The sequence below is a fragment of the Lentzea miocenica genome (genome assembly GCF_033949945.1).
Taxonomy (GTDB): domain Bacteria; phylum Actinomycetota; class Actinomycetes; order Mycobacteriales; family Pseudonocardiaceae; genus Lentzea; species Lentzea miocenica.
This window is the reverse complement of sequence record NZ_JAXAVW010000005.1, coordinates 24005-48713: the sequence shown is the minus strand read 5'-3', so window position 1 is coordinate 48713 and position 24709 is coordinate 24005. Positions and strand designations below refer to the sequence as shown.

Sequence of the window (24709 nt, the reverse complement as noted above, 5' to 3'; positions counted from 1 at the left end):
CTCCCCTCTTGTCCGCCGGAATGCGCACTTAGGGTGACTTCTCATGGACGGGCTGATGCAACCTCGGCCGCTCACCATCGCGCACATCCTGGAGCGGGCCGAGCGTCTCCACGCGCACAAGCTGGTCGTCACGGCCGGAACAGAGCGGGTCACGTACGCCGAGGTGGCCGAGCAGACCCGGCGCCTCGCCACGGCGCTGAACTCCCTCGGCGTCCCGGCCGGCGCCCGCGTCGGCACGTTCGCCAGCAACACGCGGCGTCATCTTGAGCTGTACCTCGCGGTGCCGATCACGAAGCGGGTGCTGCACTCGATCAACATCCGGCTTTCGGCGGAGCACCTCGAGTACATCGTGAACCACGCCGAGGACGACGTGGTGTTCGTCGATCGGGCGCTGCTGCCGCGGATCTGGCCCAGCGCCGACCGCATGCGGAAGGTGCGGCACTGGGTGGTGCTGCCCGACGGCAGCGACGCGGTGATCCCGGCCGATCCCCGCGTCCTGGACTACGACGAACTGGTCGCGGGAGCCGATCCGCTCGAGGGCTCGTTCGAGGACTCGTTCACGCTCGCGGACGAGAACCTGGCCGCCGGGCTCTGCTACACGTCCGGGACGACCGGGCCACCCAAGGGCGTGCTCTACAGCCATCGTTCGACGATCCTGCACTGCCTGGGAACGCTCGCGGCCGGGTTCATCGGCCTGTGCGAGAGCGACGTCGTGATGCCGATCGTGCCCATGTTCCACGCCAACGCCTGGGGTCTCCCCTACGGCGCGATGATGACAGGCGCCTCACTGGTCCTCCCCGGTCCTTCTTCGGATCCGGCCCACCTGCTGCGGTTGATGGAGACCGAACGGGTCACCGTCGCCGGTGCCGTGCCGACGGTGTGGACGAGCCTGGTTCCCGGACTGCGGTCGCACGACCTGAGCGCCACGCGGTTCCTGCTCGGCGGCGGCTCCGCGATCGCCCCTGCGCTGTCCGAGGCCTACCGCGACGCGCTCGGCGTGCCCATCACGCATTCCTGGGGAATGACGGAGATCAGTCCGGTCGGGACGATCGGCGGCACCCGCACCCGGCACCGGGACGCGACAACGCAGGAACAGGTGGCGGTGCGCGCCTCCCAGGGCCAGCCGCTGCCGCTCGTGCGCCTGCGGATCGCCGACGTCGAGACCGGCGCGGAGCTGCCGCGCGACGGCAAAGCGGTCGGAGAGCTCCAGGTGGCGGGCCCCTGGGTGTCGAGTGCCTACTTCCTCGTGGACTCCGGTGACAGCTTCACCGCCGACGGCTGGCTGCGAACCGGCGACCTCGCCACCATCGACGCCGACGGCTACCTGCGGCTCGTGGACCGGATGAAGGACCTGATCAAGTCCGGTGGCGAGTGGATCTCCTCGGTCGAACTGGAGAGCGCCATCGCCTCGCACGCCGACGTGGTCGAGGTCGCCGTGGTCGCCCGCCCGGACCCGCGGTGGGTGGAACGTCCCGTCGCCTACGTCGTCCTGCGCGACGGCAGCGCCGCGACGGGTGAGGAACTCCTGCGGCACATCACGCCGATGGTCGCCGTCTGGTGGTTGCCCGACGAGGTCATCTTCAGGGCCGCGCTGCCCAAGACGGGCACCGGGAAGCTGTCGAAGAGCGCCCTGCGCGCCACTACGTGAGGTTTCGCAACCGGTACAGCTGAAGCCCGAGTTGGAGCCCCAGGTCGTTCTCGGTGCGCCAGTCGGCACCGAGGACGTCGCTGACCCGGTCCAGTCGCTTGAGGAGCGTGTTGACGTGCACGTGCAACGCGCGTGCGGTCGCCGCGACGTTCGCACGGTGGTCGTAGTAGGCGCCGAGGGTTCCGACGAGATCGGTACCGCGCCGTTGGTCGTAGTCGACGAGCGGACCCACGGAGGTGTCGAGGAAGCGGTCGAGTTCGGCGGCCCGGTCCACGTCGAAGATCAACGCGTAGAGGGCGTACCTGCCTGTCGTGACGCCGCGATCGGTGTGCCCGAGCGCCCGCATGACCGCGCCGCACCGGCCGGCCAGGGTGAACGCGCGCGACCAGTCGTGGTTGACCGCCCGCTCCCCCACGACGATGACGGGAGCGCCCGACGCGCGCCGCAGCCGTCGGTGGACCTCCTCGACGGTGTGGTCGTGGTCCGCGCTGGGCACGATCATCGTGGCCCGGCCGAGGTGCTCGCCCGCCAGTCCGGAACGGTCCCTGGCGATGTCGTGCAGGTGGCGCACGAGGTCGGTGGAGGACGCCGGCGAGTCCGCGACGAGGACCAGGTTCAGCCGGTCGGCGTCGATCTGACGGGCCTGGGCGCGTGAGCGCTGGGACGGGCTGATTCCGGGGCTGCCGACCATCAGCTCGGTCAGCAGTTCGCCGCTGAGCCGTTCGCTCGCGTCGGCGACGGCGCGTTCCTTGAGGATCAGCAGGCCGAGGATGTGCGTGGCCCGTTCGAGTGTGCGCAGGTCCATGTCGTCCGAGACACCGCGGCCCTGCACCGCTTCGCGACTCCACGACAACGCGCCGAGGTAGCTGTCACCCGCCCGGATCGGAGCCACGCTGTGCGCGACTCCCTCGGCGTCGACCGAGGTCGTGACGCGGCCGGAGTGATGTCCGGCGGCCCTGTCGAGCACGGTCACGCTCCCGCCGAGCTGACCGGCGAGGAGCTGCGCGACGTCGTCCGGCGTGCCTCCCTCCAGCACCACGCCCGTCAGGGTCTCGTGGATCGCCTGCGCCCGTTCCGTCTCACCGGGCTTCGTGGCGGGTGAGCTGCACCACCCGTCCCGCCTGCTCGCCGGCCTGGTGGTCTTCATCGTGTTCGGCGGCGCCGCAGTCGCACAGACCGTGCTGGGCGGCCTTCCGTTGAGCGCTTTGCGGACGATCGGCCTTGGCGCACAAGCGATCGGCGTGCTGCTCGTGGTGGCAGGGATGTACGCGACGAGCTTCGCGCTGTTCCTCGTCGGCGGCGCGATCGCCGGTGTGGGCGCGGGCGTGCAGTTCAAGGCGTCGATCGGCGCGGTCGCGGCGATGGCGGCACCGGCGAAGCGCGGGGAGGCGTTGGCGGGCCTGTTCTTCATCGCCTACCTCGGGTTGAGCGTGCCGTCGCTGTCGATCGGTCTCGCCACCCGGTTCCTCGCTCCCACCACGGTGATGACGTGGTTCGCCGGAATCCTGCTCATCCTGCTGGGCGGACTTGCGCTAGCCGTTCCAAAGCGGTCCTGACGTAGTGGTCCTGGCCCGAGACGATGCCGTACAGCCCGGTGTCGACCGGCGCCATCCGGACGCGTTCCTCGATGTGCCGCCGCATTCCGGGCCAGGTGACACCGCCGTGCCGCGCGTAGGCGTCGAGCAGTTCGTCGAGCCGCCCGAACCGCGCGACGAGCCTGCGGAAGTCGGCGCCGGGATCGCCCACCAGCGAGTCCGTCCAGTCGATGACGCCGGACAGCCTTCCGTTGTCCACCAACGTGTTCGCCGGCTTGATGTCGGCGTGCACGAGCACCGACCGCGGCGGCCACGGTTCGTCGTCGGCGAGCCACTCCTGCCAGTGGTGCCACAACGCGTCCGACAGGCCCAGCTCGGCGCGGGCACGGTGGATCTTGCCCGCGATGGTCTCGCGGATCGCGTCCGGCTCGCGCACGTCGATGCCGGTCCGCGCGGCCTCGTCCTGCGGGATGGCGTGCAGCACGGCGAGAAACCGTGCGATGTCCTCGAAGTACCGCTCGGGCGGCGGGTCGGAGACGGCGCCGGGCAGCGTGCGGTAGACCGCGACGTGCTCGACCTCCGGCAGCCATCGCGGCACCGCCACCGGCAGCCGATCCGCGATGAGGTCGAGCAGGGCCCGTTCCGCCCCCATGCGCTTCGACGGCCACTCACGGCGAGGTGCGCGCAGGATCCACCGTGCGCCGTCGTCGTCTTCCGCGTGCAGCACCAGGAAGTCCGCGCCGGTGTCGGCGAACTCGACGGGGCACAGACCGAGCTCGGCGGCCAGCTCGTTCAGGTCAGTCAATGTGCAGCGTGACCGGGTGGTGCACGTCCTGAGGGCACGTGAAGATGTTCAGGTTCCCGTCCCGCCCGAACGACCACTCGACGTTGTCACCGGACGGTTCGCTGGTGCCGAGCGACAGCATCTGCCGTTGGGCCGTGCCGCACTCCCGGCACTGGAACTCCATCGGGCCGGTCTGCCACCAGCACGTCCAGCCGCCGATCTTCGTGCCGCTCGACGTCTCGGGCCAGTCCGCGTCGCGCAGGTGTTCCGGGCGGTCGTACGAGTGCGCGTACTCGGTGAAGCGGATCGGCTCGAGCACGTTGATCGTGGGGGTGTAGATCTCCTCCTGGACCGGCGGCTCCGGTTCCTCCTCGATCAGCTCGACCACCTTGGCGGAGTCACGCCACACCAGGCGCACGTCCGGGCCGTAGATGTCGTCGAGGTCGTGGTGCAGGGTGCACAGGAACACCTGGAGCACGTCGGTTCCGTCGGGGAACGGCAGCTCCGGGAAGTCGCGCTGGTACAGCTGCACCGCGCCGACGAACGGCATGCCCACATCGGCGATGTCCTGGCCGGGGACGCCTGGCGACCGCGGGTCGTGCCGGCTGCCGTCGCACCACGGCCACGGCTCGTCGATCGGCCACAGCATCGGGCCGCCGATGTGGCTGTCGGCGTCCGTCGGTTCGCCCTCGAGCGGGTTCAGCAGTACAGCGGGCCGCGCCCACTCCGCCTTGATCGACACGAGCGCAAGACTAGCCGTCGGGCATCTGGACCGGGGTAACGATGGCGAAGCAGGAGACGACCCGCAGGCATGAGGTTCTTGATCGCGCCTGTGTTCCTCGCCGTACTCGCGGCGGGCTGCTCCTCGGAGATCACCGGCTCCGGTTCCGGATCGGGCACCGCGTCGTCCACTGCTCCGCCAACCGGTCAGGAGGAGACCGCTCAGCCGTCGGCCACCACGAGGACCACAGCCCTGAACGGGGTGCCGCCCGAGCAGTACGAGAGCCTGCCCTCGCAGTTCTGCGATCGGCCCTTCACCGGCGCCCTCGGCAAACCGATGCTGGCAGTCGTGGTGGAGACCCCGCAGGGGAGGCTGAACTGCGACCAGGCCGCGGCGGTGCTGTTCGACTACTACGCCGGACGCCAGGAACCGAAGCAGGGCTTGCCACCGGTCGAGATCGGATCGCTGTCGTGCAACCAGGTCACCGAGGGCATCATGCCCCAGGTCGTGTGCGCCGACGGGGAGAACGTCGTCTACTCGATGTGGCCGCAGACCTGACGCGGACCGGGTGGGCGAGGTGATCACCCCGCCCACCCGCCGGGTTCAGTCCGTTCCCGACTCCATGGCCGCCGAGTCGAGCAGCTCGTCGGCCGCCGACACCTCACCGCGCGAGGCGATGGCCTCCGCGCCGCCGTCGGGCACCTCGCCGATCAGCTGCGTCGGCTCGACCTGGGCCGAGATGAGCGCCGACTGGCGGGTGCCGACCATGCCGAGGCCCGCGAAGAGCTCCAGCTTGGCGCGCGAGTCCGCGATGTCGAGGTTGCGCATCGTGAGCTGGCCGATGCGGTCGACCGGGCCGAACGCCGAGTCCTCGGTGCGCTCCATCGACAGCTTGTCCGGGTGGTAGCTGAACGCCGGGCCCGCCGTGTCGAGGATCGAGTAGTCGTCGCCCCTGCGCAGCCGCAGCGTGACCTCGCCGGTGACCGCGGAGCCGACCCAGCGCTGCAGCGACTCGCGGATCATCAGCGACTGCGGGTCGAGCCAGCGGCCCTCGTACAGCAGCCGGCCCAGCTTGCGGCCTTCGCTGTGGTACTGGGCGACGGTGTCCTCGTTGTGGATCGCGTTCACGAGGCGGTCGTAGGCGATGTAGAGCAACGCCATGCCGGGCGCCTCGTAGATGCCGCGGCTCTTGGCCTCGATGATGCGGTTCTCGATCTGGTCGGACATGCCGAGACCGTGGCGGCCACCGATGGCGTTCGCCTCCAGCACGAGGTCGACGGCGTCGCCGAACTCCTTGCCGTTGATCGTGGTCGGGCGGCCCTGGTCGAAACCGATGGTCACGTCCTCGGTCGCGATCTCGACCGACGGGTCCCAGAACTTGACGCCCATGATCGGCTCGACGATCTCGATGCCCTCGTTGAGCAGCTCGAGCGACTTGGCCTCGTGCGTCGCGCCCCAGATGTTCGCGTCGGTCGAGTAGGCCTTCTCGGTGCTGGAGCGGTACGGGAGGTCACGCTCCTGCAGCCACTCGGACATCTCCTTGCGGCCACCGAGCTCGGTCACGAACGCCGCGTCGAGCCACGGCTTGTAGATCCGCAGCGACGGGTTCGCGAGCAGGCCGTAGCGGTAGAACCGCTCGATGTCGTTGCCCTTGTAGGTGGAGCCGTCGCCCCAGATCTGGACGTCGTCGTCGAGCATGGCGCGCACGAGCATGGTGCCCGTGACCGCGCGCCCGAGCGGGGTCGTGTTGAAGTACGCGCGGCCGCCGGAACGGATGTGGAACGCGCCGCAGGCCAGCGCCGCGAGCCCCTCCTCGACGAGCGCCGCGCGGCAGTCGACGAGCCGCGCGATCTCGGCACCGTACGTGCCGGCGCGACCGGGGACCGTCTCGATCTCCGGCTCGTCGTACTGACCGATGTCCGCGGTGTACGTGCAGGGCACAGCGCCCTTCTCACGCATCCACGCGACCGCGACAGAGGTGTCGAGACCACCGGAGAAGGCGATGCCGACGCGTTCGCCGGCGGGAAGTGAAGTGAGCACCTTGGACACGTTGAGAATTATGCACGACGATGTATGGGCATGCACGTCGGGGTGGCTGTTAGTTGCACCTCAACCGTGTCGTCGCAGGTAGACGCTACGAAGGGTCGAGTTCGTCGGCCTTGGCCTGCATCCGCTCGACGCTGCCCTCCCGCTCGCTCGCCCGCATCGCCGTGATCGCGGCGAACAAGTGGGCACCCGTGTACGGATCCTGCTCCTTGCGCTCGTAGACCTCACCGAGCGTGGCGTTGTACATGGCGTGCGACATCGCCGCGAGCATCGCCCGTGTGCGCGGTGCGACACCCTTGGGTGCGGCGGCGTCGATGATCGGGGTGACGCGTTCCCAGACCTCGTCCGGCGGGCCGGGCGGGTAGATCTGGTTGAGCGCGAGCAGCCCGTTCTCCAGCGAGCCCATCACGAGTCCGATCTCGTCGTCGTCCGCGGGCAGCAGCCGCTCGACGCTCTCGGCGTCCTTCTCGTGATAGGCGATGGCGAGCCGCAGGCCGATCGCCTGGCTGCGGTTCTTCTGCTCAGGCTCGGCGCACCACCACCGTTCCCGCGCGGTCCTGGGAAACATGTCACGCAGTGTGCATCCGGCCGGCCGATTTCGCCTGAGGGCTTAGGTAAGGCTAACCAAAGGTGTAGGTTGCTCGGCATGTCGCGCTACTCCGCCCTCGACAGGTTCACGCTCAAGGCCGCCACCAAGGCCGCCGAACTGCTGATGGCCCCCGCGAACCGCCGCGAGGTCTTCGACCAGTTCGTCATGACCGTCACGGCGGTGACCGAGCTCAGCGAGCACATGCGCCGGATCACCTTCCACGCGCCGGAACTCGCCTCGTTCGCACTAACGGGCCCCGACGAGTACTTCGGCCTGCTGATGGCGACCGGCCGCGAACTCGTCATGCCGGCCGACGACCGCATCAACGTCCGCTCCTCGTTGCGCGCCATGCCCGAGGACGACCGACCTGATCTGCGCTGGTACACGATCCGCGCACACCGGCCCGACGCCGCCGAGATCGACGTCGACTTCGTGGTGCACGGCGACGCGGGCCCCGGCACGCGCTGGACCCGGCGTGCCATCGCGGGCGACAAGGCGGGCTTCCGGGCGGGCGGCTCTGCCTATCGGCCGCCGTCGTCCGGCGCCGTGCTGCTGGTGGCTGACGAGACCGCGTTGCCGGCGCTCTCCGCGATCCTCGAGGTGGAGACGCGGCCGATGCACGTCTTCGTCGAGGTGCCGGACGAGTCGTACCGGATCGACCTCGACGCGGAGTGGGTGTTCCGCGGTACCGACGAACCCGGTTCCGCGGTGGTGAGGGCGATCCAGGACAAGGCTCTGTCCACTGTGGAGTACGGGTGGGCCTGCGGTGAGTCCGGGCTCGCGACCGGGGTGCGGCGGCATCTGGTGAAGGACCGCGGGGTGGACCGGAAGGCGATCATGTTCAGCGGCTACTGGAAAGTCGGCTCCGCCCGGATGTGAAGCCTCAGAACTCGCGGTTACGCGGAGGTGGAGCCCGCGTTGCGAAATCCGGTTGCGACGACCCCCGCACGAGGGCTCAGCTGGGCTGATGAGAGCGCGACCCCGGGACGTGATCGATTCCGTCGCGGGGTTGTCAAATTCCCGGTACGGCAAAGATTTGGCCAACTACCTAGACGTGAAGGTGGTTCATGTACCACCTTCTGCCTCGCACGCCTCTCCGTTTCCCCTGCTCCCCCGGAATCGAGGCCTCTGTTGAGGAAACTCCTACCCGCGCTCGCCGGAGCGCTCCTGATCACCGCGCTGCTCCCCGGCATCGCGCTCGCCGACCCGCCTCAAGCCATCCCTGCCAACTACGCGGAGGCCGACGGCAAGTGGCAGCCGGCGTTCGACTACGACGGTGACGGCTGCTACCCGACCCCGGCGATCTCGCCGACCGGGCAGGTGGCACCGGGCCTGAAGAACTCGGGCGCGCTGAACGGCAACTGCCACGACCGGTCCGATCTGGACAACACGAACTCCTACAGCCGCTCCAAGTGCAACAACGGCTGGTGTGCCTACCTGTACGACCTGTACTTCGAGAAGGACCAGGCCGTGCCGGGCTGGGACTGCTGCGGCCACCGCCACGACATCGAGCACGTGGTGATCTGGGTGCAGAACGACGTCGCCCAGTACGTCTCGACGTCGGCGCACGGCAAGTACAGCACCTACTCGCGTGACAAGGTGCAGTGGGAAGGCACCCACGCGAAGATCATCTACCACAAGGACGGCGCCAGCACGCACTGCTTCCGGCTCGCGGGCTACAACGAGCAGGCGGAGAACCACTACGGGGTCTACCAGTACCCGGACCTGGTCAGCTGGGACCGGTTCCCGGCCGGGGTGCGCGACATCCTGGTGAACGCGAACTTCGGCAGTGCCGGTCTCGGCATCAAGGACAGCGCGTTCAACTACAACCTCGGCCAGGCCAAGCCGGCCGGGATCCCGTTCGACCCGAACGCGTAGTCACTTAGCCACGCGATCAAGCCACTCGGCCAGGAGGGCCCGTTCCGCTGGAGACAGCATCAGGGGCGGGTCCTCTTCCAGTGCCTCCCGGAGTGCGATCGCACGGCTCGGGATGTCCGTCGGCTCGTCCGGTGAGGCGTCCGTCGTGATCGCCCTGATCACCTGTTCCCGGGAGAACGTGATCAGCTCCAGGTCGCGGTCCTGCTCCGGCGTCGCGATCAGCGACAGCACGACGCCCATGCCCGCCGCGTGCACGAACTGCGCCGCCTGTTCGACCGGGACCGTCAACCGTCCCGCCGTCGCGATGCGGCTGATGATCTCGCGGAGCATCGCGTCCGCCTCCAGCCGCGCCGCACGCTTGCGCGGCTCGCCGTACATCAGCAGGTAGAACGCGGGCCGCGCCAGGCCGAACCCGATGTGCAGTTCCCACCCGCGACGCAGGTCGTCGACCGGGTTGTCGCTGGCGCCCATCGCGTGCTTGGTCGCGAGGTAGTCCGAGAAGCCGAAGGCCGCGACGGCGTCCAGCAGGCCGTCCTTGTCCCCGAACAACCGGTAGAGCGTCGGCGCCTGCACACCCGCGGCCGTTGCCACCGCGCGCGTGGAGACGGCTTCCTTGCCGCCCTCGATCAGCAGGTCGGCCGCAGCCTTCACCAGACGCTCTCTCGTGTCCATGTAACGACGATAACACATCTGGGGTAGCGCCGATTCGATACCGGTGATACGTTGATTGTGTTAGCGACGGAAACACCAGCTAGGAGTACCGAAATGACTCGCGTTGCGATCGTCACCGGCGGATCGAGGGGTATCGGGCGGGCAGCCGCCGAGCGCCTCGCCGCCGACGGAATGGCCGTCGTCATCGTCTACGCCAGCAACAAGACAGAGGCCGACAAGGCCGTCGAGGAGATCAAGGCGACCGGTGGACAGGCCATCGCCGCCCAGGCCGACGTGGCCGACGAGGTGGCTCTCTCGGCCGCGTTCGACCTGGCGACCGAGACCTTTGGCGGCGTCGACGTCGTCGTGAACTCGGCGGGCATCATGCCGTTGGGCACGGTCGCGGACATGGACCTCGAAGTCTTCGACCGCATCATGCGCACCAACGCCCGTGGCACCTTCGTCGTGGCCCAGCAGGCCGCACGCCGGTTGCGCAACGGAGGCGCGATCGTCAACGTCTCGTCGTCGGTCGTGGGCCTGCGGTTCCCCCAGTACGGCGCCTACGCCATGTCCAAGGGCGGCGTCGAGGCGCTGACCCTGGTCCTGGCCCGCGAGCTGCGCGGCCGCGACATCACCGTGAACGTCGTAGCCCCCGGCCCCACCGCCACAGCGCTGTTCCTGGACGGCAAGGACGAGGCGACGATCGACAACCTCGCCAAAGCGGCGCCGCTCGAGCGCATCGGCACGCCCGAGGACATCTCCGAGGTCATCTCCTTCCTGGCCGGCCCCGCCCGCTGGGTCAACGGCCAGACCATTCGTGCGAACGGAGGCATCATCTGATGGGCAAGGTCATCGTGGTCACCGGGGCGTCCAGCGGTTTCGGCGCTCTCGCGGTTCGTTCCCTGGCTCGCGCGGGCCACACCGTCTACGCGGGCATGCGGGAAACGTTGGGCCGCAACGCTCCCGCAGTCGCCGACCTCGGCGCGTTCGGTGCCGAGAACGGCGTCGACGTGCACGCCGTGGAGCTCGACGTGCAGTCCCAGGAGTCGGCAGACGCGGCTGTTCAGCTGATCATTTCCGAGCAGGGCCGCCTGGACGTGGTGGTGCACAACGCCGGCCACATGGTCACCGGCCCGGCCGAGGCGTTCACACCGGAGCAGTATGCCGCTCTCTACGACATCAACGTCCTTGGCACACAACGGGTCAACCGCGCCGCGCTGCCGTTCCTGCGGAGCCAGCACTCCGGCCACGTCGTGTGGGTGGGTTCCAGCTCCACGCGTGGCGGCACTCCTCCGTACCTGGCGCCGTACTTCGCGGCCAAGGCGGCGATGGACGCGGTAGCCGTGTCGTACCGCGCCGAACTGCTGCGGTTCGGCATCGAGACCACGATCGTCGTGCCGGGCGCGTTCACCCACGGCACCAACCACTTCGCGCACAGCGGCTCCCCCGCCGATGAGGACGTCGCCACGGCGTACGAGGAGTTCTACCCCGGCCTGATGGACCAGGTGGGCGCTCGCCTGGCCGAGCTGGAACCTTCGTGGGCTTCTGTTACCGCTGTCGCCGACGCGATCGTCTCGGTGGTGGGCGCTTCGAAGCCGCCGTTCCGGGTCCACATCGATCCTTCGTCCGACGGCGCGGAGGTCGTGAACGCGGTGGCGGACCGGGTGCGGAGCGAGTTCCTGCGGCGGGTGGAGCTGGCCGACCTGATCTGATCGTCACGCTTGGTTGAGGAGCGCGGAGACGGTGACGAACCGGTAGCCGCGCTCCTTTAGCTCGCGAATGATCGGCTTGAGGGCCTGCCGGGTCTGGTCGCGGCCTCCGTACATGGGGTGGAGCAGGATGATCGAGCCCGGTTTGGTTCGACTCAGGGTTTCCTGCTCGATCTGCTGTGCGGTGGGCGTGCCCGCGGAGTCCGGTTCGACGTCCCACATGATCGTCTTGCGGTTGTGTTCCTGGAGGTAGTGCGGCAGGGCGAAGAGCTTCTTGCCGTTGGGCGGGCGGAAGTGGATGTCGCCCTGATAGCCGGTTCTGCGGATCTGCGCGTCGGTGTCTTCGATCTCCCTGGCCACGGTGCTGGGCAGCACGCCGACCATTCGTTCGTGGTTGTACGTGTGGTTGCCGATCTCGTGGCCGGCCTCGGCGATCTTCCTGCCCAGGTCGGGGTGGCTCTGGAGGTCGCGGCCCATGAGGAAGAACGTGGCTTTGATCTGTTCTTCGTCGAGTGCGTCGAGGACCTGTTGCGCGCCGGCAGGGTCCGGGCCGTCGTCGAAGGTGAGCGCCACCACCTTGTCGGTGGTTTCGACGCGGTCGACCAGCTCGCCGAAGAACTGGAACGTGCGGGAGCTGCTGATGTTCCAGAGGGTCGCCGCGGCGGCGAGCACCACGACGAGGCTGCCGGCGGTGATGATCGTCGGCTTGCGGCGCAACCACTTCATGCGCCCACTATGGCCAATGCGGCTTTCCCTGCTCGCAGCACCCCGTCGTCGAGCGGCACGGTCCGGATGCCGCCTTTGCCGCGCAACGCCTTGAACGCACCCGGCGCGATGACCGAATCCATCCACGCGCACGGGTTGGCCGGTCGATGGACCTCGAACCGCACCGGCCCATCACCGGTGTCGAGGCTGAACACGGTGCCGCGGGGCAGTGAGTCCACATCGAACCCGCGCACGACGATGTTCCGCCGCGCCACCAACGGGTCCACCGGCCACGGGTCGAGCGACTCGGCGGCGATCAGCGTGACGGCGGCGTTGCGGTGCGCGGGGTGGTTGAAGTAGCGGTCGCCAACGATCCCGAGCCCGGCCCGCACCACCACGTGGTCGCGGGAAACAGGCCCTGGATCGGGACGAGGGCCGTCCGACGGACGGCCCTCGTAGGCGTGCACGGGTGAGACGTGCAGCGCGACGATCTCGATCAACGCTCGCCGAGCTGCCACTCCGGCCGCACGTAGTGGCACGTGTAGCCGTTCGGGTAGCGCTCCAGGTAGTCCTGGTGCTCTGGCTCGGCCTCCCAGAAGTCCGACTCCTGGGTGACCTCGGTGACGACCTTGGCCGGCCACTTCCCGGAGGCGTCGACGTCCGCGATCGTCGCCTCGGCGATCTGCTTCTGCGAGTCGTCGGTGTAGAAGATCGCGGAGCGGTAGCCCGCGCCGATGTCGTTGCCCTGGCGGTTGCGGGTCGACGGGTCGTGGATCTGGAAGAAGAACTCCAGGACCTGCCGGTAGCTCAACTGCTCGGGGTCGAACACGATCTCGATGGCCTCGGCGTGGTTGCCGTGGCGGCGGTAGGTGGCGTTCGGCGTGCTGGGGTCGCCGGTGTAGCCGACGCGCGTGGAGACGACGCCGGGGTGGCGGCGGAACAGGTCCTGCATGCCCCAGAAACAGCCGCCCGCGAGAACAGCCTTCTCCGTCACAGTGATGCTCCTCTGCTCGGTGTTCACTCCGGAGAACGTTCGGTCTCGGCCGGTTCATCCCCGTCAGGATGTGACGTGTCCATTACGGGGACCGACCTCGCCTCGATGACCTCGCCCAGGTAGCGCATGACGACCGCCACCGCCGCGGCGACCGGCACCGAGAAGAACGCGCCCGCGATGCCATAGATGCTGGTACCCGCGGTGACCACGAGCAACACCACCGCCGCGTGCAGACGCAGGCTGCGCGACTGCAGGATGGGCTGGAGCACGTTGCCCTCGACCTGCTGCACCACGATGACGATGACGAGCATGATGATCGCCGTGGTCAGCCCGTTGCTGACGAGCGCCACCAGCACCGCCAGCGCACCGGCGATGAACGCGCCGATGATCGGGATGAAGCCGCCGAGGAACGTCAGCGCGGCCAGCGGAATCGCCAGCGGCACGCCCAGGATCACCAGCCCGAGCCCGATGAACACGGCGTCGATCAGCGACACGATCGCCTGGCTGCGGATGAACGACCCGAGCGTCACCCACACCCGCTCGAGCACCGTCGTCACGTGCCCGCCCGCGCGCTCACCGATCAGCCCGCGCACCCAAGGCGTGAACCGCATGCCGTCCTTCACGAAGAAGAACGCCAGCAACAGCGCCACCAACCCGGTCACGACACCGGACGTCACCGCGCCGGCGCCGGTCAGCAGCCCGTTCGCGATCGACCCGATGCTCGACTTGACCTGGTCGACGCCCTGAGCGATCAACCGGTCGAGGTCGGTGTCCTTGAGGTTGAACGGCGGCCCCGAGGCCCAGTCCTGCAGCTGGGTGACGGCCTTCTGCGCGCTCTGCGCGATCTCCGGCACACCGGACGCGATCGAAGTGGAGATCGCCGCGATGACACCACCCAGCACCGCCAGCCCGACGACCAGCACGATCGTCGCCGACAACGCCGAGTTGAGCCCCTTCGACATCAACCACCTGGCCGGCGGCCACAGCACCGTCGTGATCAGCAGCCCCAGCAGCACAGGCATCACGACCACCCACAGCTGCCCGATGACCCACACGACCATCCAGAAGCCGAGCGCCGCCAGCGCCACCCGCAGACTCCACCGCGCGAGCCAGCTCACGCCGTGGCCGATGGCCTCACCCTTGTCCGCCCACCTGCGTTCCCGTTCCACGCCGCACAGTCTGTCGTGATCTAGCCCGAACGGGTGGCAGACCCGCCGTTTTCACCTCCGCAGCGACTTCAGGAACGCACGAACCACGGCCTCCACCGGTAGCTCAGGGTCGTTGGCGGGGTCGTAAGGCGGAAGAACCGGGACCGGGACGTCCAGCTTCGCGAGCAGTCGCTTCGCTCGTTCCAGGTCGAGGGCCCGCACATAGGGCTCGCCCTCCGCCCACGCCCACCGGTACGCGGCGAGCGCGTGGTCGCGGGCCTTGTCGGCATCACCGATCACGAGCCACAGCTCGGCCAGCGCCTGATCGTCCGGATCTCTGTGCGCGGCCAGTTGGTCGGCCACCTGTGCCGGATCGGACAGCTGGTCCAGGTGGGTCTGTGCCAGAGCGAGCCTGGTTTCCGACGTCGAGGCGTGGAGACCGACTTCACGTGCCATCCGCACCGCCTCGCTCAGCGCGGCAGCGGAACCAGGCCAATCGCCGCCCTGCGCGCACAACCATCCGCGCAGCAGATGCACACTTCGAATCATGTATCGGTAGTTGGTGCGTCTGCCTGCTGCCTCGACCTTCGCCAACTCGTCGTCAGTCAGGAGGCCACGCTCGAACTGCAGAGAGGCATGCACAAGTGCGGCTTCACACTTCTGTCTCCGCAGGAAGCGGTCATCATCATCGTCGCCTCCCGTGAGCAGGATGCGCCACATCTCTTCCGCCTCCTCGACCCGGCCGACCGAGGCGAGCCACTCGAAGACATCCGAACGGGCGCAGTGCACGGCCCTCACGTCCGCTACGCGTTCCGCCACGTTCAGGTTCAACCGCCTGATGCGCCACGATGCCGCCAGCCGGTTCACCGAGTGCAGTGCGAGGGCGATGTTCGAAAGGATCACCACGGCCTCGTAGTGGTCACCGCCTTTGACAGCCAGGCGGTACGCCACCTCCCACACCTTTCGCGCCTGCTCGAAATCTCCGTGCCGGCTCAACGTGCTGGCCGCGTCATTCGCCAGGGGCGAAGCAGTTCTGGCGGACAACTTGGGCGACGGGGACGACCACTCCGCACCGAAGAAGGGACGGAGCAACGCCGACATCTCCGGAACGGATTCGAACTGGTACCTCAGCACCTCGTCCAGCCCTCCGAAGTAGACATCGGCGGCCGCGTTCAACCGGCCCCTGCGCACCAGCGTCTGGACCAGAGTCATGTCGTCGCGAAGTTCTTCCAGGCTGCTGACGGCCTCGTATCGGGTGGCCCTGCGGGCGGAGAAGTAGTCGATCACCCGATTGCCGAGCCGCCTCCGATCCCACGCGCCCAGGCCGTCCGCCACCACCGCGCGAACGACCGGGTGCAGGTCGTACTGCCCGGTCTGCAGGTCGTACTGGAGCAGTCCTCTCCGTTCCAGATCCGACACCGCCTTCTCGCTGGACCGGCGCCGGTTCAACGCGTCGAGCCTCGCGTAGTCGACCGCGCCCGGCAGCAATGCCAAGGTGGACAACAGCTTCCGGGCGACCCTCGGCAGGGTGTCGACGGCCTTCCTCAGGATGTGGTTGCGCTTCTGCACCAGATCGAGCTCGCCGATCTCCAGGCTCCCGCCGTGGTTCAGATCGGTCGACCACCTGTCGAAATCGCCGCGGGCGAGCAGGTAGTCGTTCACCAGTCCCGCCACGATGCCGGTGACGAGCGGATGACAGTCGCAGTGGCGTTGCAGGAACGACCGCATCGCCGCCGAGTCGCCCCGCACCCTGCAGTTGCGCATGAGCGCCTCGGCATCCGCCGGCCGCAAACCGGGCAGGCGTTCGTGCAGCACCCCGGGGATCGGCTGGCTGGACTGGTTGAGCAGCACTCTCGGGACGAGCCGGGAGGTGATCAGGATCCGTGACGGTGCCGCGTCGGCCAGGTGCCGCACCAGGTCGTCGTCCTCCGGCCGGATGGCGGTCGTGGGGTCGCGATGCGCGATCTCGTCGGAGCCGCCCGCCTCCTCGTCGAGCACCTGGGCGGCGTCCAGCCGGTGGTAGGCGACCAGGACGCGTTCCAGCCCGTCCAGCACCAGCAGCCACGGCCGCGACTCCAGTTCGTGCAGCAGCAGTTCGGTGAGCTCCAGCTGCTTCTTGACCTCGAACGTCTTCAGCGGTTTCCCGGTCATGTACGCGAGGGCGTGCCGGCAGAAGTCCGCCATCACCGCGCCGGCCTCGTAGAAGGAGTACCAGAAGCAACCGGCCCAGTCCCCGCGCACAGCCGGCGCGTGCCGGGTCGTCCACTCCCACGTGAGGATGCTCTTGCCGGAACCGCCGATCGCCTCGAACAGGAGCACGGAGTGCTGCCCGGCAGGCCGCGCCCAGTCGTTCAACGTCGTCAGCTGTGCCTCACGGCCGACGAACTCGTGCGAGCCGAGGTAGCGCGGCCTGGCGTACAGAGCCGGCGCTACCGGGATGTGGTCCTCGTTCACAGCCGGCGGTTCGGGAGCGGGCGCGTCGAGCATGCGGCACAGCTCGGCGATCGACTGCGTGGCCGCCATCGCGAACGAGGCCAGGTCGTTGAACTCCTTGTAGACCTGGTGCACCTCGCCGCCCGCGAACTTGGCCTCCTCGCGGAAGGCCGCCAGCTTCGCGCGCTTGTCCGGGTCCAGCTCGATGCCGTCCTCGGTGACGAGGTGATCGGCGCCCATGATGAACACGAGGATCGGCCGCCCGAGCCGCACGGCCTCGCGAAACTCCAGGTGTGTCAGCGAAAGCCCGTCCGGGTTCTCCGGGCACGCGGTGATCGAGCCGTAGCGGCGGCCGATGATCGCGATGTAGGCCGCCGCGTCCCGCACCTTCTGCAACGACGACTCGATCACGGTGATGGGGCGCGCGGAGTCGGATTCCATTGCCACGGCGTGGAGTTGCTGGCCCTGGATGGCGCTCATCAGCGCTGCCCGGTGTTCGCGCAGGTCCTCGTACGTGCTGGACACGACGACACCGAAGTACTGCCGCGGCGTCATCATCGTGACTTCTTGGCACGTAGCTTTGCGATGACTTCCTCAACCCGTTTCTCCAACGGCAGCTGTGGGTCTTTCGCGGCGTCGTAGGGCGGCAGGACGGGAATCGCCACTTCCAGTTCCTTCAGCATCAGGATGACCTCGTCCAGGACGAACCGGCGGACGTACGGCTCGCCATCGGCCCAGGCGAACCGATGTGCCGCGAGTGCGTGATCGATCGCCCGCTCCCGATCGCCGATCGCCTGCCACAGCTGAGCGAGCACGAAATGGCTGCTGGTGAGGTTTTCGACTTCTGCTCGCGCGTCCGGTAGCTGGCCCAGGTGAACACGTGCCAGCGCGCGCAGGCCTTCGTCGTCGGAACAGGGCAGTCCGCAGTGCCGGGCCGAGCTGACAGCCGCCTCGAACTCGGCGGCGGCGGCCGCCCACTCCGCACGTTTCAGGTGAAGGTGGCCTCGTAGCCGTCGCGCGCCCCGGACGACAAATCTTTTTCCGTGCAGCCGACCGACGGCTTCGATCTCATCCAGCCTCAGATCGGAGTGGACACCCTGGTCGAACATCAACTCGGCGTAAGCGAGCTCTGCGTCTCCCGCGTTGGTGCCCTGTACATCCCACGTTCGCCTCAGGTCGAGCGCCGGCCACACAGCTATCGCCGCATCAGTATCGCCAAGCGCCCCTAGTGACACGAAAAACTGCAGTTGGGCCATGAACAACGCTCCAGGGATGCCTGACAGCTCAGCCAGCTGCAGAGCAAGCTCCGCCACGAAATGTCCGCGCGCCCGACGGTTCTGCCGGTGCAGCGCGATCGAAACGTTCGTCAGGCTGATAGCGCTGTTCGACCAGTCCTCATAGTCCAGTCGCTCCTCCACAGCGACCTGGTACAGGGCCAGCGCCTGATCATGATCTCCGAGCTTGTTGAACGCCGCTCCCGCATCGTTGCAGAGCCGAGCACGCTGGAGCCGTGTCAACTCTTTGTCCACCAATGCTGCTCTGGTCCAGCCGTGTTCGAAGAACGGCCGAAGCAATGACAGGGCTTCCGGAGCTGCCTCGAGCTTGAAGAGCAACGCCGGGCCCAGTCCGTTGATGTAGGAGCCGAACGCGGTGTGCAGCTTCCCCATCTGCAGCAGAGTGCGGACAACGGTGATGTGACTGCGTAGTTCGTCAACGCTTCTCAGATGCAGGTACGTTCCATGCGCGCCCACAGAGAAGTGGTCCACCACTCGCTGGCCGAGAATCCGAAGATCCGTGGGGCGCAGGGTGCTCGCGGACACCGCGCGCACCACCGGGTGCAGATCGTAGTGCCGCGTCGACCAGTCGTACTGCAACAAGCCGCGCTGCTCCAGGTCCGACACAGCACGGCCGAGTTTGGCGGACGACGGCAGCGGGCTCACCGCGCGCAGCGTCTCGTACTCGACGGCCTCGGACAGGATCGCCAGTGTGCACAGCAGCCGGCGACTTGGTTCCGGCAACGCGGACACCGCCGCGCGGAGAATGTGATTGCGCTTTTGCACCAGGTTGAGCTCGCCGACGTCGAGGCTGCCTCCGGCATCGGCGTCGCCGGCCCACTCGTCGAAGTCGCCGCGCGCGGGCAGGTAGTCGCTGACCAGGCCCGCCACGATTCCGGTGACCAACGGGTGGCAGTCGCAATGCCGTTGGAGGTAGGTGCGCATCGCCCTGCTGTCACCCGTCACGCCGCAGGCACGCAACAAGGCCTCGGCGTCGGCAGGACGCAGGCCGGGCAGCTGTTGGTGCAGGACACCGGGAATCGCCTGGGACGCGTGATTCAGCAGCACCTTGGGCACCAACCGCGAGCTGATCAAGATCTTGGACGGCGCCGCGGCGGCCAGCCTGCGCAGCAGGTCTTCGTCCTCAGGCCGGATCGCCTCGCACGGGTGCCGGTCACCGATCTCGTCGGTGGCACCGGCCTCCTCGTCGAGCAGCCGCGCGGCGTCGTAGCGGTGGTAGGCGACGAGGACGCGTTCCAGACCGTCCAGCACCAGCAACCACGGCTTGGACTCCAGCTGACGAAGCAGTTGTTCACCGAGTTCGTCCTGCGCTTCGCCGGTGAATTCCTCCAGCGGCCGGCCGGTCATGTACGAAAGGGCGTGCTGGCAGAAGTCGGCCATCACCGCGCCGGCCTCGTAGAACGAGTACCAGAAGCGGCCTGCCCAGTCGCGCACGCCGGGCGCGTAGTGGTTGATCCACTCCCACGTGAGGATGCTCTTGCCGGTGCCGCCGATCGCCTCGAACAGCAGCACGGTCCGGGACTCCGCCGCACTCGCCCATTCGCTCAACGTCGTGAGCTGCTCCTGCCTGCCCACGAACGAATGCGAGCCCAGGTACCGGGGGCGCGCGTACAGCTCCGGTGCGGCGGAGATGCCATCAGGCGCGGACGGAGTGACTGAGGCCGGCTCGGATTCCAGCAGTCTGCGGAGTTCGGACACGGATTGAGTGGCGCCGGAGGTGAAGTCTTCGAGGCTGGTGAACACGCGGTAGACGCGATGCAGTTCGCCGTCCGCGAGCTTGACCTCCTCGCGGAACTGGTCCAGCTTCGCCTGCTTGACCTGATCCCGCTCGATGTCCGCGACTCTCACCGGGTGGTCGTCACCCATGATGAAGATCAGGATCGGACGCCCCAGGCGAACCGCCTCGCGGTATTCCAGGTGAGTGAGCGACATCCCGTCCGGATTGGCGTCGCACACCGGGATCTGGCCGTAGCGATGGCTGACGATGCCGACGTAACCGGCGGCCTCGCGAACCTTCCGCAGGGACGAGTCGAGGACGGTGCCGGCCGGCAGGGCCGAGTCGGACTCCATGGCCACGGGAAACATTTCCTGCCCCTGCAGCGCGCTCATCAGGGCGGCGCGGTGTTCGCGCAGGTCGGCGAAGGTCGACGACACCATCACATCGGGGTATTGCCGTGGCGCGGACATGTAAAGATCTCGCGCCACGGCCCGACGTCGTTACGGCCCGAAAGGGTCAGGCCTTGCCCCAGAAGGCGTCTTCCTGGGCCGGGTCGGCGGTGAACAGCCACACCTCGGCCACCTTGCCGTCGGCCACCCGCATCAGGTCCACGCCCACGCCGTCCATCTCGGCGCCCGAGCGCTTGGCGGTCCAGTGGACCGGGGCGGCGACGGTGGAGCCGTTGACCATCAGCGGGGCGTTGCGGCGCAGGGTGAAGGTGCCCTCGGAGACGGTCATCATGCCGCCGATCATCGCGCCCACGGCTTCGGGGCCGTGGTGGGTGCCGGAGAACTGGTTCGCGCCTGGCTGGTGCCACACGACGTCGGCGGCGAACTGGGCGGCGACGGTGGCGAAGTCGCCTGCTTCGAGGGCGTCGAAGTAGGTGGTGGCCACGGTGAGCGGGGTGGTCATGGTTTCTCCTTTGTGCTGGTGTTGCCCTATGCTCACTAGAAGTAACCAATTACCTCAACGTAACTAATGGGCGGGTGTGCGCCATGTCACAGACGGTGCCGGACTGGAGCGTGCTCGCGGCTACCTGTCCTTCGCGGACCAGTTTGGCGCGCATTGCCAACAAGTGGACCGCGATGGTGGTTACGGTGCTGGGCAACGGACGTATGCGGTTCGGGGACTTGCGGACGAGCATCGACGGGATCAGCGGCAAGGTGCTGACCGAGACGCTCAGGGACCTCGAGCGCGACGGGATCGTCACGCGGCAGGTGTTCGCGGAGGTGCCGCCGCGGGTTGAGTACGAGTTGACGGAGCTCGGTTTCACATTGCACGAGCCGTTGCTGGTGTTGTGCCGGTGGGCGGAGAAGCACATCGCCGAGGTGATCGTGAACCGCGAGATGTACGACGCTCGCTAGTGGAGGCTCGCGGGCGCCGCGGGAGTGAGGACGCCGTCCACGTCCGGCATCACCGAGCCGCGGATCAGGTTGCGGACGACGGGCAGGCCCGAAAGCCGGAAAGCCATGTCCCGCAACGAGATCCGCCACCGCGAGGAGGGTGCCATCCAGCCGATGAACCGCCGCCCGAACGATTGGGTGTGCTCGACGGCGGGCTTCATCCGGGCCTGGTAGCGGTCGAACGCACCCTCGAAACCCGCCGAAAGCTCTTCTGCCAGCACACAAGCGCCGGTCATCGCGAGAGACGCGCCGTGGCCGGCGAACAGCGACACCGCCCCGCACGCGTCGCCGACCAGCACGACCTTGCCGCGATGCCACGACGGCATGTCCACTTGGGACACCTCGTCGTAGTAGATGTCCTGTGGTACCGCGGAAAGCAATGAAGGAGCGACCCAGCCCAGGTCACCGAACTGAGAGCGCAAGGCGGCCGCTGGATCAGCAGGCAACTCCTGCGAGGCAGAGCGGTACAACATCAACGCGGCCATCGAGCCGTCCCGCACCGCGTAGCAGCCGATCATCCGCTCCGGCACCGTCAACATCTGGTAGCGGTAACCGATCTCCGCAGCGAGCGACGCGTCCCGCACCGAGAACGCCGCCGTGTGGTGCCCCAGATACCGCACGAACGATGACGAAGGGCCGAACACCAGCTCCCGGACCCGCGAGTGCACACCGTCCGCACCCACGATCAGGTCGAACGAGCCGGCCGAACCGTCGGAGAACGTCACACGGCCGTCGTCGATGGCAGAAACCGTTACCCCATAACGGAACGAACAACGCACATCGGCACGGATCACCTCGGCGAGATCGCCCCTCAGCAGGCTGATCACGCCGGAAGCAACGGACTCGTAGGCCGACGTGGAGATCTCACTCCGCCGTCTCCCCCGCGAATCCACGCTGGTCACCGACGAGATCGGCGCGCGACGGGCCTCCAGCGCCGGCAGCAGGCCCATCCGCCGCGCCACCTCGTGACCCGGCCCGAAGAAATCGATCATGTAACCGCCAGCGCGGAACGACGGCGCCCGTTCGACGACGAGCACGTCCCACCCCGCGCGCTCCAGCCACCACGCCGAGGCAAGGCCGGCGATCCCCGCTCCCACGACCAACGCTTGTTGGGCACTCGACTTAGGCATATGCCCAATTTAACACGTGCCAGCGATCAGGGGTGCATCCTGCGACTGCTCCGGCCACCGCTCCACAACCACAGCGCGGCCACCACGGCCACCAGCACGCCAAAGGCGATGAGGCCGTCGGGAACGCCGCCGGACTCCTGTTGTTGCTGCGTGACGACCTGCGGCGCGCGAGCAGCGGGAGGCGTGGGCGCGGCCGACGAAGGCTGTGCGACCAGGGCCAGCGGGATCGCGTCGGTGTCGGCGAAGTCGACCATCCCGGTCGCCTCCAGCACCGTCATGTGGTCGAGCACGGTGTCCATGCAGACCTTGGCGTAGTCGCGGATCGCCGTGTTGCGCGTGCCGGTGCGCACGGTGGCGAGGAACTTGTAGACCACGCCGTGCGCCGCGCGAAGCCGGTTCGCGAACACGCGGTCGAACTCGGGGCTGCGGGCGGGCGCGGCCGCCATCTCGTTCAGCCAGCCCTGCTGCGCCTCGTTGGGCTGCGTCGGCAGCTGCACGTTCAGCGTGCGGGCGAGTTCGACGGTCCGCCGGTCCAGGTCGGCGTGGCCGTCGATCAGGTGCCGGCCGGCCTCCTGCACCAGCGGGTTGGCCGACTTCTCCAGCCCCATCCTCCCGGCGGGGCCCTCCCACAACCCGGCGAGTGCCACCTTCTGCAACAGGTCGCGCCCGGCCGGCCCCATCGGTCCGAACCGGGTCTGCACGTAGTCGGGGCCGAGGTCCTGCTGGGCGAACGCGGGCGGGGCACCGAGCAACAGGATCAGCAGGGAGACGAGGAGTGTCCGCATGCCGGGAGGTACGGACAGACCGCCACACGCTGACCGTTGCACAGTGCAATGTTTATCGTTTCGTTATCTTGATCGAGCCCTGTAGAACTTGCGGAGTGAGCGATGTCGACGATCTGACCGACGCGGTCCTCACCGCGTCCCGCCTGCTGATCGCCGTGTCGGCGCGCTCGCTGGCGGCGGTCGAGGAAACGCTCACGCTGCCGCAGCTCAGGATGGTCGTGCTGCTCGACAGCCGCGGCCCGATGAAGCTCACGGCGCTCGCCGATCTGCTCGAGGTCAACCCCTCGACCGCGAAGCGCATGATCGACCGGCTGATCACCTCGGACATGGTCGGCCGCGAACCGAACCCGGCCACGAAACGCGAGATCGTCGTCGCGGTCACCGAGCAGGGCCGCCGGGTCGTGGGCGAGGTGATGGCACGCCGGCGGGCCGAGATCAGCAGGATCGTGGCGCGCATGCCGGAGCACCTGCGGCACGGCCTGGTCGAGGCGCTGACCGCGTTCACCGAGGCCGGCGGCGAACCCCGCTGGTCAGCCCGTGACGAGTCGCCGGAACGGGCCCGCGACCACGCGGAAGTCGACTGACTCGTCCAACGCGCGGTGCAGCACCAACCCGTCGATGGCCGCGCCCAACAACAACGCGACCGCGTCGGCGTCTTTCACCCCGGAGTCGTGCAGCCACGCGGCAACCCTCGAACGGAAGTCGGCGACCAGCGCGGCCAGCGACGACCGCAGCTCGGGCAGCCGGTGCGCGGCCAGGAACGCCTCGGCCAGCAGCAACGACTCCGGGTCCGTGCCGGTGTAGCGGGAAAGCTCTTCCAGCATCCGCTCGATGCCGGCAGCCGGATCAGCGGCGCGCAGCACGTCCGCGGACTCGGTCAGCATCTTCGACGCGAACCGCAGCGCGGCCGTCGACAGCAGTTCCGGCACCGACGAGAAGTGGTAGTGCACGAGAGCCGCGTTGACACCCGCCCGTTCGGCGACCAGCCGCGTGGTCACCGCACCCCAGCCGACCTCACCCACCAACTGAGCGGCGGCGTCGAGAAGTTGTTCACGGGTGCGGCGACCACGATCGGCAGACTTGGGCACGCGCCCAAGATTAGCTTTCGGCCCTCTTCTTGAACGCGTCGAGCACCTCGGCCCAGCCACTCGCGTTGTCCTCGTGAGCCTTCGCGCGCAGCTCGCCGGAGCCGGCCAGCGCCTCGAACCCGCTCTCCACAACGCGCAGCCGCGTGCCGGCACCCTCCGGCGTGAGGGTGAACTCGACCAGCGTCGTGTTGTCAGAGGTCAGCTCCTCGCCCTCGAACGCGCTGGCCCAGCGGTACGACACGAAGCTCCGCGGCTTCACGGCCTCGGCACGCACCGGGAAGTCGCCGTACCGCTCGTTCTTGCACAGGGTCGTCTCGCCCTCGACAGCCACACCGGAGGGCGTCGAGGCCACCCACCACCCCGGCTCGGTCACCAACTGCCAGACCCGCTCCAGCGGTGCCTCGATCACGGTCTCGCGTTCGATCCGGTCCACGGTCACGACAACTCCTG

Annotated in this window: 26 protein-coding genes; 9 read left to right on the top strand and 17 right to left on the bottom strand. The window is 68.2% G+C overall.

The genetic code is table 11. From position 1 onward, the window contains the following. Nucleotides 1–43: 43 nt before the first annotated feature. Nucleotides 44–1648: a long-chain fatty acid--CoA ligase gene (locus SK803_RS07740; protein ID WP_319965104.1), complete on the top strand. Its 1605-nt coding sequence runs from the start codon at nt 44–46 to the stop codon at nt 1646–1648. Here SK803_RS07740 and SK803_RS07735 read toward each other — a convergent pair. Further along, complete coding sequence (locus SK803_RS07735; RefSeq protein WP_319965103.1) at nt 1641–2687, bottom strand: PucR family transcriptional regulator; 1047 nt, start codon at nt 2685–2687, stop codon at nt 1641–1643. The two genes, SK803_RS07740 and SK803_RS07735, sit on opposite strands and share 8 nt — an antisense overlap. Between SK803_RS07735 and SK803_RS07730 the strand changes: the two genes are divergently transcribed. Further along, a complete protein-coding gene (locus tag SK803_RS07730) occupies nt 2668–3204 on the top strand; it encodes a hypothetical protein (RefSeq protein WP_319965101.1) in 537 nt (178 codons plus the stop codon). The genes SK803_RS07735 and SK803_RS07730 overlap by 20 nt on opposite strands. On the opposite strand, the gene SK803_RS07725 is transcribed toward SK803_RS07730, so the two are convergent. Further along, nucleotides 3158–3988: a phosphotransferase gene (locus tag SK803_RS07725; protein ID WP_319965100.1), complete on the bottom strand. Its 831-nt coding sequence runs from the start codon at nt 3986–3988 to the stop codon at nt 3158–3160. The two genes, SK803_RS07730 and SK803_RS07725, sit on opposite strands and share 47 nt — an antisense overlap. Next, complete coding sequence (locus SK803_RS07720) at nt 3981–4709, bottom strand: DUF1963 domain-containing protein (protein ID WP_319965099.1); 729 nt, start codon at nt 4707–4709, stop codon at nt 3981–3983. The genes SK803_RS07725 and SK803_RS07720 overlap by 8 nt, the downstream gene beginning before the upstream one ends. A gap of 69 nt (nt 4710–4778) precedes the next feature. Here SK803_RS07720 and SK803_RS07715 point away from each other — a divergent pair, with 69 nt between their 5' ends. Continuing rightward, the gene (locus SK803_RS07715) at nt 4779–5246 is read left to right on the top strand and encodes a hypothetical protein (RefSeq protein WP_319965098.1); all 468 of its coding nucleotides are present in this window, start codon (nt 4779–4781) and stop codon (nt 5244–5246) included. Nucleotides 5247–5291: 45 nt separating this feature from the next. Here SK803_RS07715 and argG read toward each other — a convergent pair whose 3' ends face one another. Together argG and SK803_RS07705 are read right to left on the bottom strand one after the other, a co-directional pair. Continuing rightward, nucleotides 5292–6737 (bottom strand): argininosuccinate synthase, encoded by a 1446-nt coding sequence (gene argG / locus SK803_RS07710; RefSeq protein WP_319965097.1) that lies wholly within the window; start codon nt 6735–6737, stop codon nt 5292–5294. 85 nt (nt 6738–6822) lie between these two features. Continuing rightward, the gene (locus SK803_RS07705; RefSeq protein WP_319965096.1) at nt 6823–7302 is read right to left on the bottom strand and encodes a hypothetical protein; all 480 of its coding nucleotides are present in this window, start codon (nt 7300–7302) and stop codon (nt 6823–6825) included. 78 nt (nt 7303–7380) lie between these two features. Between SK803_RS07705 and SK803_RS07700 the strand changes: the two genes are divergently transcribed. Next, complete coding sequence (locus SK803_RS07700) at nt 7381–8202, top strand: siderophore-interacting protein (protein WP_319965095.1); 822 nt, start codon at nt 7381–7383, stop codon at nt 8200–8202. Nucleotides 8203–8454: 252 nt separating this feature from the next. Then, the gene (locus tag SK803_RS07695) at nt 8455–9201 is read left to right on the top strand and encodes an NPP1 family protein (RefSeq protein WP_319965094.1); all 747 of its coding nucleotides are present in this window, start codon (nt 8455–8457) and stop codon (nt 9199–9201) included. Here SK803_RS07695 and SK803_RS07690 read toward each other — a convergent pair whose 3' ends face one another. Continuing rightward, nucleotides 9202–9873 (bottom strand): TetR/AcrR family transcriptional regulator, encoded by a 672-nt coding sequence (locus SK803_RS07690; RefSeq protein ID WP_319965093.1) that lies wholly within the window; start codon nt 9871–9873, stop codon nt 9202–9204. A gap of 93 nt (nt 9874–9966) precedes the next feature. Here SK803_RS07690 and SK803_RS07685 point away from each other — a divergent pair, with 93 nt between their 5' ends. Both SK803_RS07685 and SK803_RS07680 read left to right on the top strand, forming a co-directional pair. Then, the gene (locus tag SK803_RS07685; protein ID WP_319965092.1) at nt 9967–10692 is read left to right on the top strand and encodes an SDR family oxidoreductase; all 726 of its coding nucleotides are present in this window, start codon (nt 9967–9969) and stop codon (nt 10690–10692) included. Further along, the gene (locus SK803_RS07680; protein WP_319965091.1) at nt 10692–11564 is read left to right on the top strand and encodes an SDR family oxidoreductase; all 873 of its coding nucleotides are present in this window, start codon (nt 10692–10694) and stop codon (nt 11562–11564) included. The genes SK803_RS07685 and SK803_RS07680 overlap by 1 nt, the downstream gene beginning before the upstream one ends. A gap of 3 nt (nt 11565–11567) precedes the next feature. Here SK803_RS07680 and SK803_RS07675 read toward each other — a convergent pair whose 3' ends face one another. Genes SK803_RS07675 through SK803_RS07645 form a run of 7 tightly spaced genes read right to left on the bottom strand, consistent with a single transcriptional unit; the run spans nt 11568 to nt 20765 of the window. Next, nucleotides 11568–12287, bottom strand: coding sequence for a polysaccharide deacetylase family protein (locus tag SK803_RS07675; RefSeq protein WP_319965090.1), 720 nt, complete (start codon nt 12285–12287; stop codon nt 11568–11570). Beyond that, entirely contained in the window at nt 12284–12784 is a 501-nt protein-coding gene (locus SK803_RS07670; RefSeq protein WP_319965089.1) for an MOSC domain-containing protein, read from the bottom strand. The genes SK803_RS07675 and SK803_RS07670 overlap by 4 nt, the downstream gene beginning before the upstream one ends. Continuing rightward, on the bottom strand, nt 12763–13260 hold the full coding sequence (msrA, locus tag SK803_RS07665) for a peptide-methionine (S)-S-oxide reductase MsrA (protein WP_319965088.1): 498 nt from the start codon (nt 13258–13260) through the stop codon (nt 12763–12765). Before msrA ends, SK803_RS07670 begins: the two co-directional genes overlap by 22 nt. 23 nt (nt 13261–13283) lie before the next feature. After that, complete coding sequence (locus tag SK803_RS07660) at nt 13284–14429, bottom strand: AI-2E family transporter (protein ID WP_319965087.1); 1146 nt, start codon at nt 14427–14429, stop codon at nt 13284–13286. Between the two features lie 51 nt (nt 14430–14480). Beyond that, a complete protein-coding gene (locus SK803_RS07655) occupies nt 14481–17399 on the bottom strand; it encodes a DUF4062 domain-containing protein (RefSeq protein WP_319965086.1) in 2919 nt (972 codons plus the stop codon). Then, complete coding sequence (locus SK803_RS07650; RefSeq protein WP_319965085.1) at nt 17396–20323, bottom strand: DUF4062 domain-containing protein; 2928 nt, start codon at nt 20321–20323, stop codon at nt 17396–17398. Before SK803_RS07650 ends, SK803_RS07655 begins: the two co-directional genes overlap by 4 nt. Before the next feature lie 46 nt (nt 20324–20369). Next, nucleotides 20370–20765 carry a nuclear transport factor 2 family protein gene (locus SK803_RS07645; protein ID WP_319965084.1) on the bottom strand — a complete coding sequence of 132 codons (396 nt, stop codon included), beginning with the start codon at nt 20763–20765 and terminating at the stop codon, nt 20370–20372. An 83-nt stretch (nt 20766–20848) separates the two neighbouring features. Here SK803_RS07645 and SK803_RS07640 point away from each other — a divergent pair, with 83 nt between their 5' ends. Next, on the top strand, nt 20849–21217 hold the full coding sequence (locus SK803_RS07640) for a winged helix-turn-helix transcriptional regulator (protein WP_319965083.1): 369 nt from the start codon (nt 20849–20851) through the stop codon (nt 21215–21217). Here SK803_RS07640 and SK803_RS07635 read toward each other — a convergent pair. Together SK803_RS07635 and SK803_RS07630 are read right to left on the bottom strand one after the other, a co-directional pair. After that, on the bottom strand, nt 21214–22386 hold the full coding sequence (locus SK803_RS07635) for an FAD-dependent oxidoreductase (RefSeq protein WP_319965082.1): 1173 nt from the start codon (nt 22384–22386) through the stop codon (nt 21214–21216). The two genes, SK803_RS07640 and SK803_RS07635, sit on opposite strands and share 4 nt — an antisense overlap. 26 nt (nt 22387–22412) lie before the next feature. Further along, nucleotides 22413–23171: a DUF4142 domain-containing protein gene (locus SK803_RS07630; RefSeq protein WP_319965081.1), complete on the bottom strand. Its 759-nt coding sequence runs from the start codon at nt 23169–23171 to the stop codon at nt 22413–22415. Between the two features lie 95 nt (nt 23172–23266). Between SK803_RS07630 and SK803_RS07625 the strand changes: the two genes are divergently transcribed. Continuing rightward, on the top strand, nt 23267–23755 hold the full coding sequence (locus tag SK803_RS07625; protein WP_319965080.1) for a MarR family winged helix-turn-helix transcriptional regulator: 489 nt from the start codon (nt 23267–23269) through the stop codon (nt 23753–23755). Here the strand turns inward: SK803_RS07625 and SK803_RS07620 are convergent. Continuing rightward, nucleotides 23702–24259 (bottom strand): TetR/AcrR family transcriptional regulator, encoded by a 558-nt coding sequence (locus SK803_RS07620; RefSeq protein ID WP_319965079.1) that lies wholly within the window; start codon nt 24257–24259, stop codon nt 23702–23704. The two genes, SK803_RS07625 and SK803_RS07620, sit on opposite strands and share 54 nt — an antisense overlap. Before the next feature lie 10 nt (nt 24260–24269). After that, on the bottom strand, nt 24270–24698 hold the full coding sequence (locus SK803_RS07615) for an SRPBCC domain-containing protein (RefSeq protein ID WP_319965078.1): 429 nt from the start codon (nt 24696–24698) through the stop codon (nt 24270–24272). Nucleotides 24699–24709: the final 11 nt, after the last annotated feature.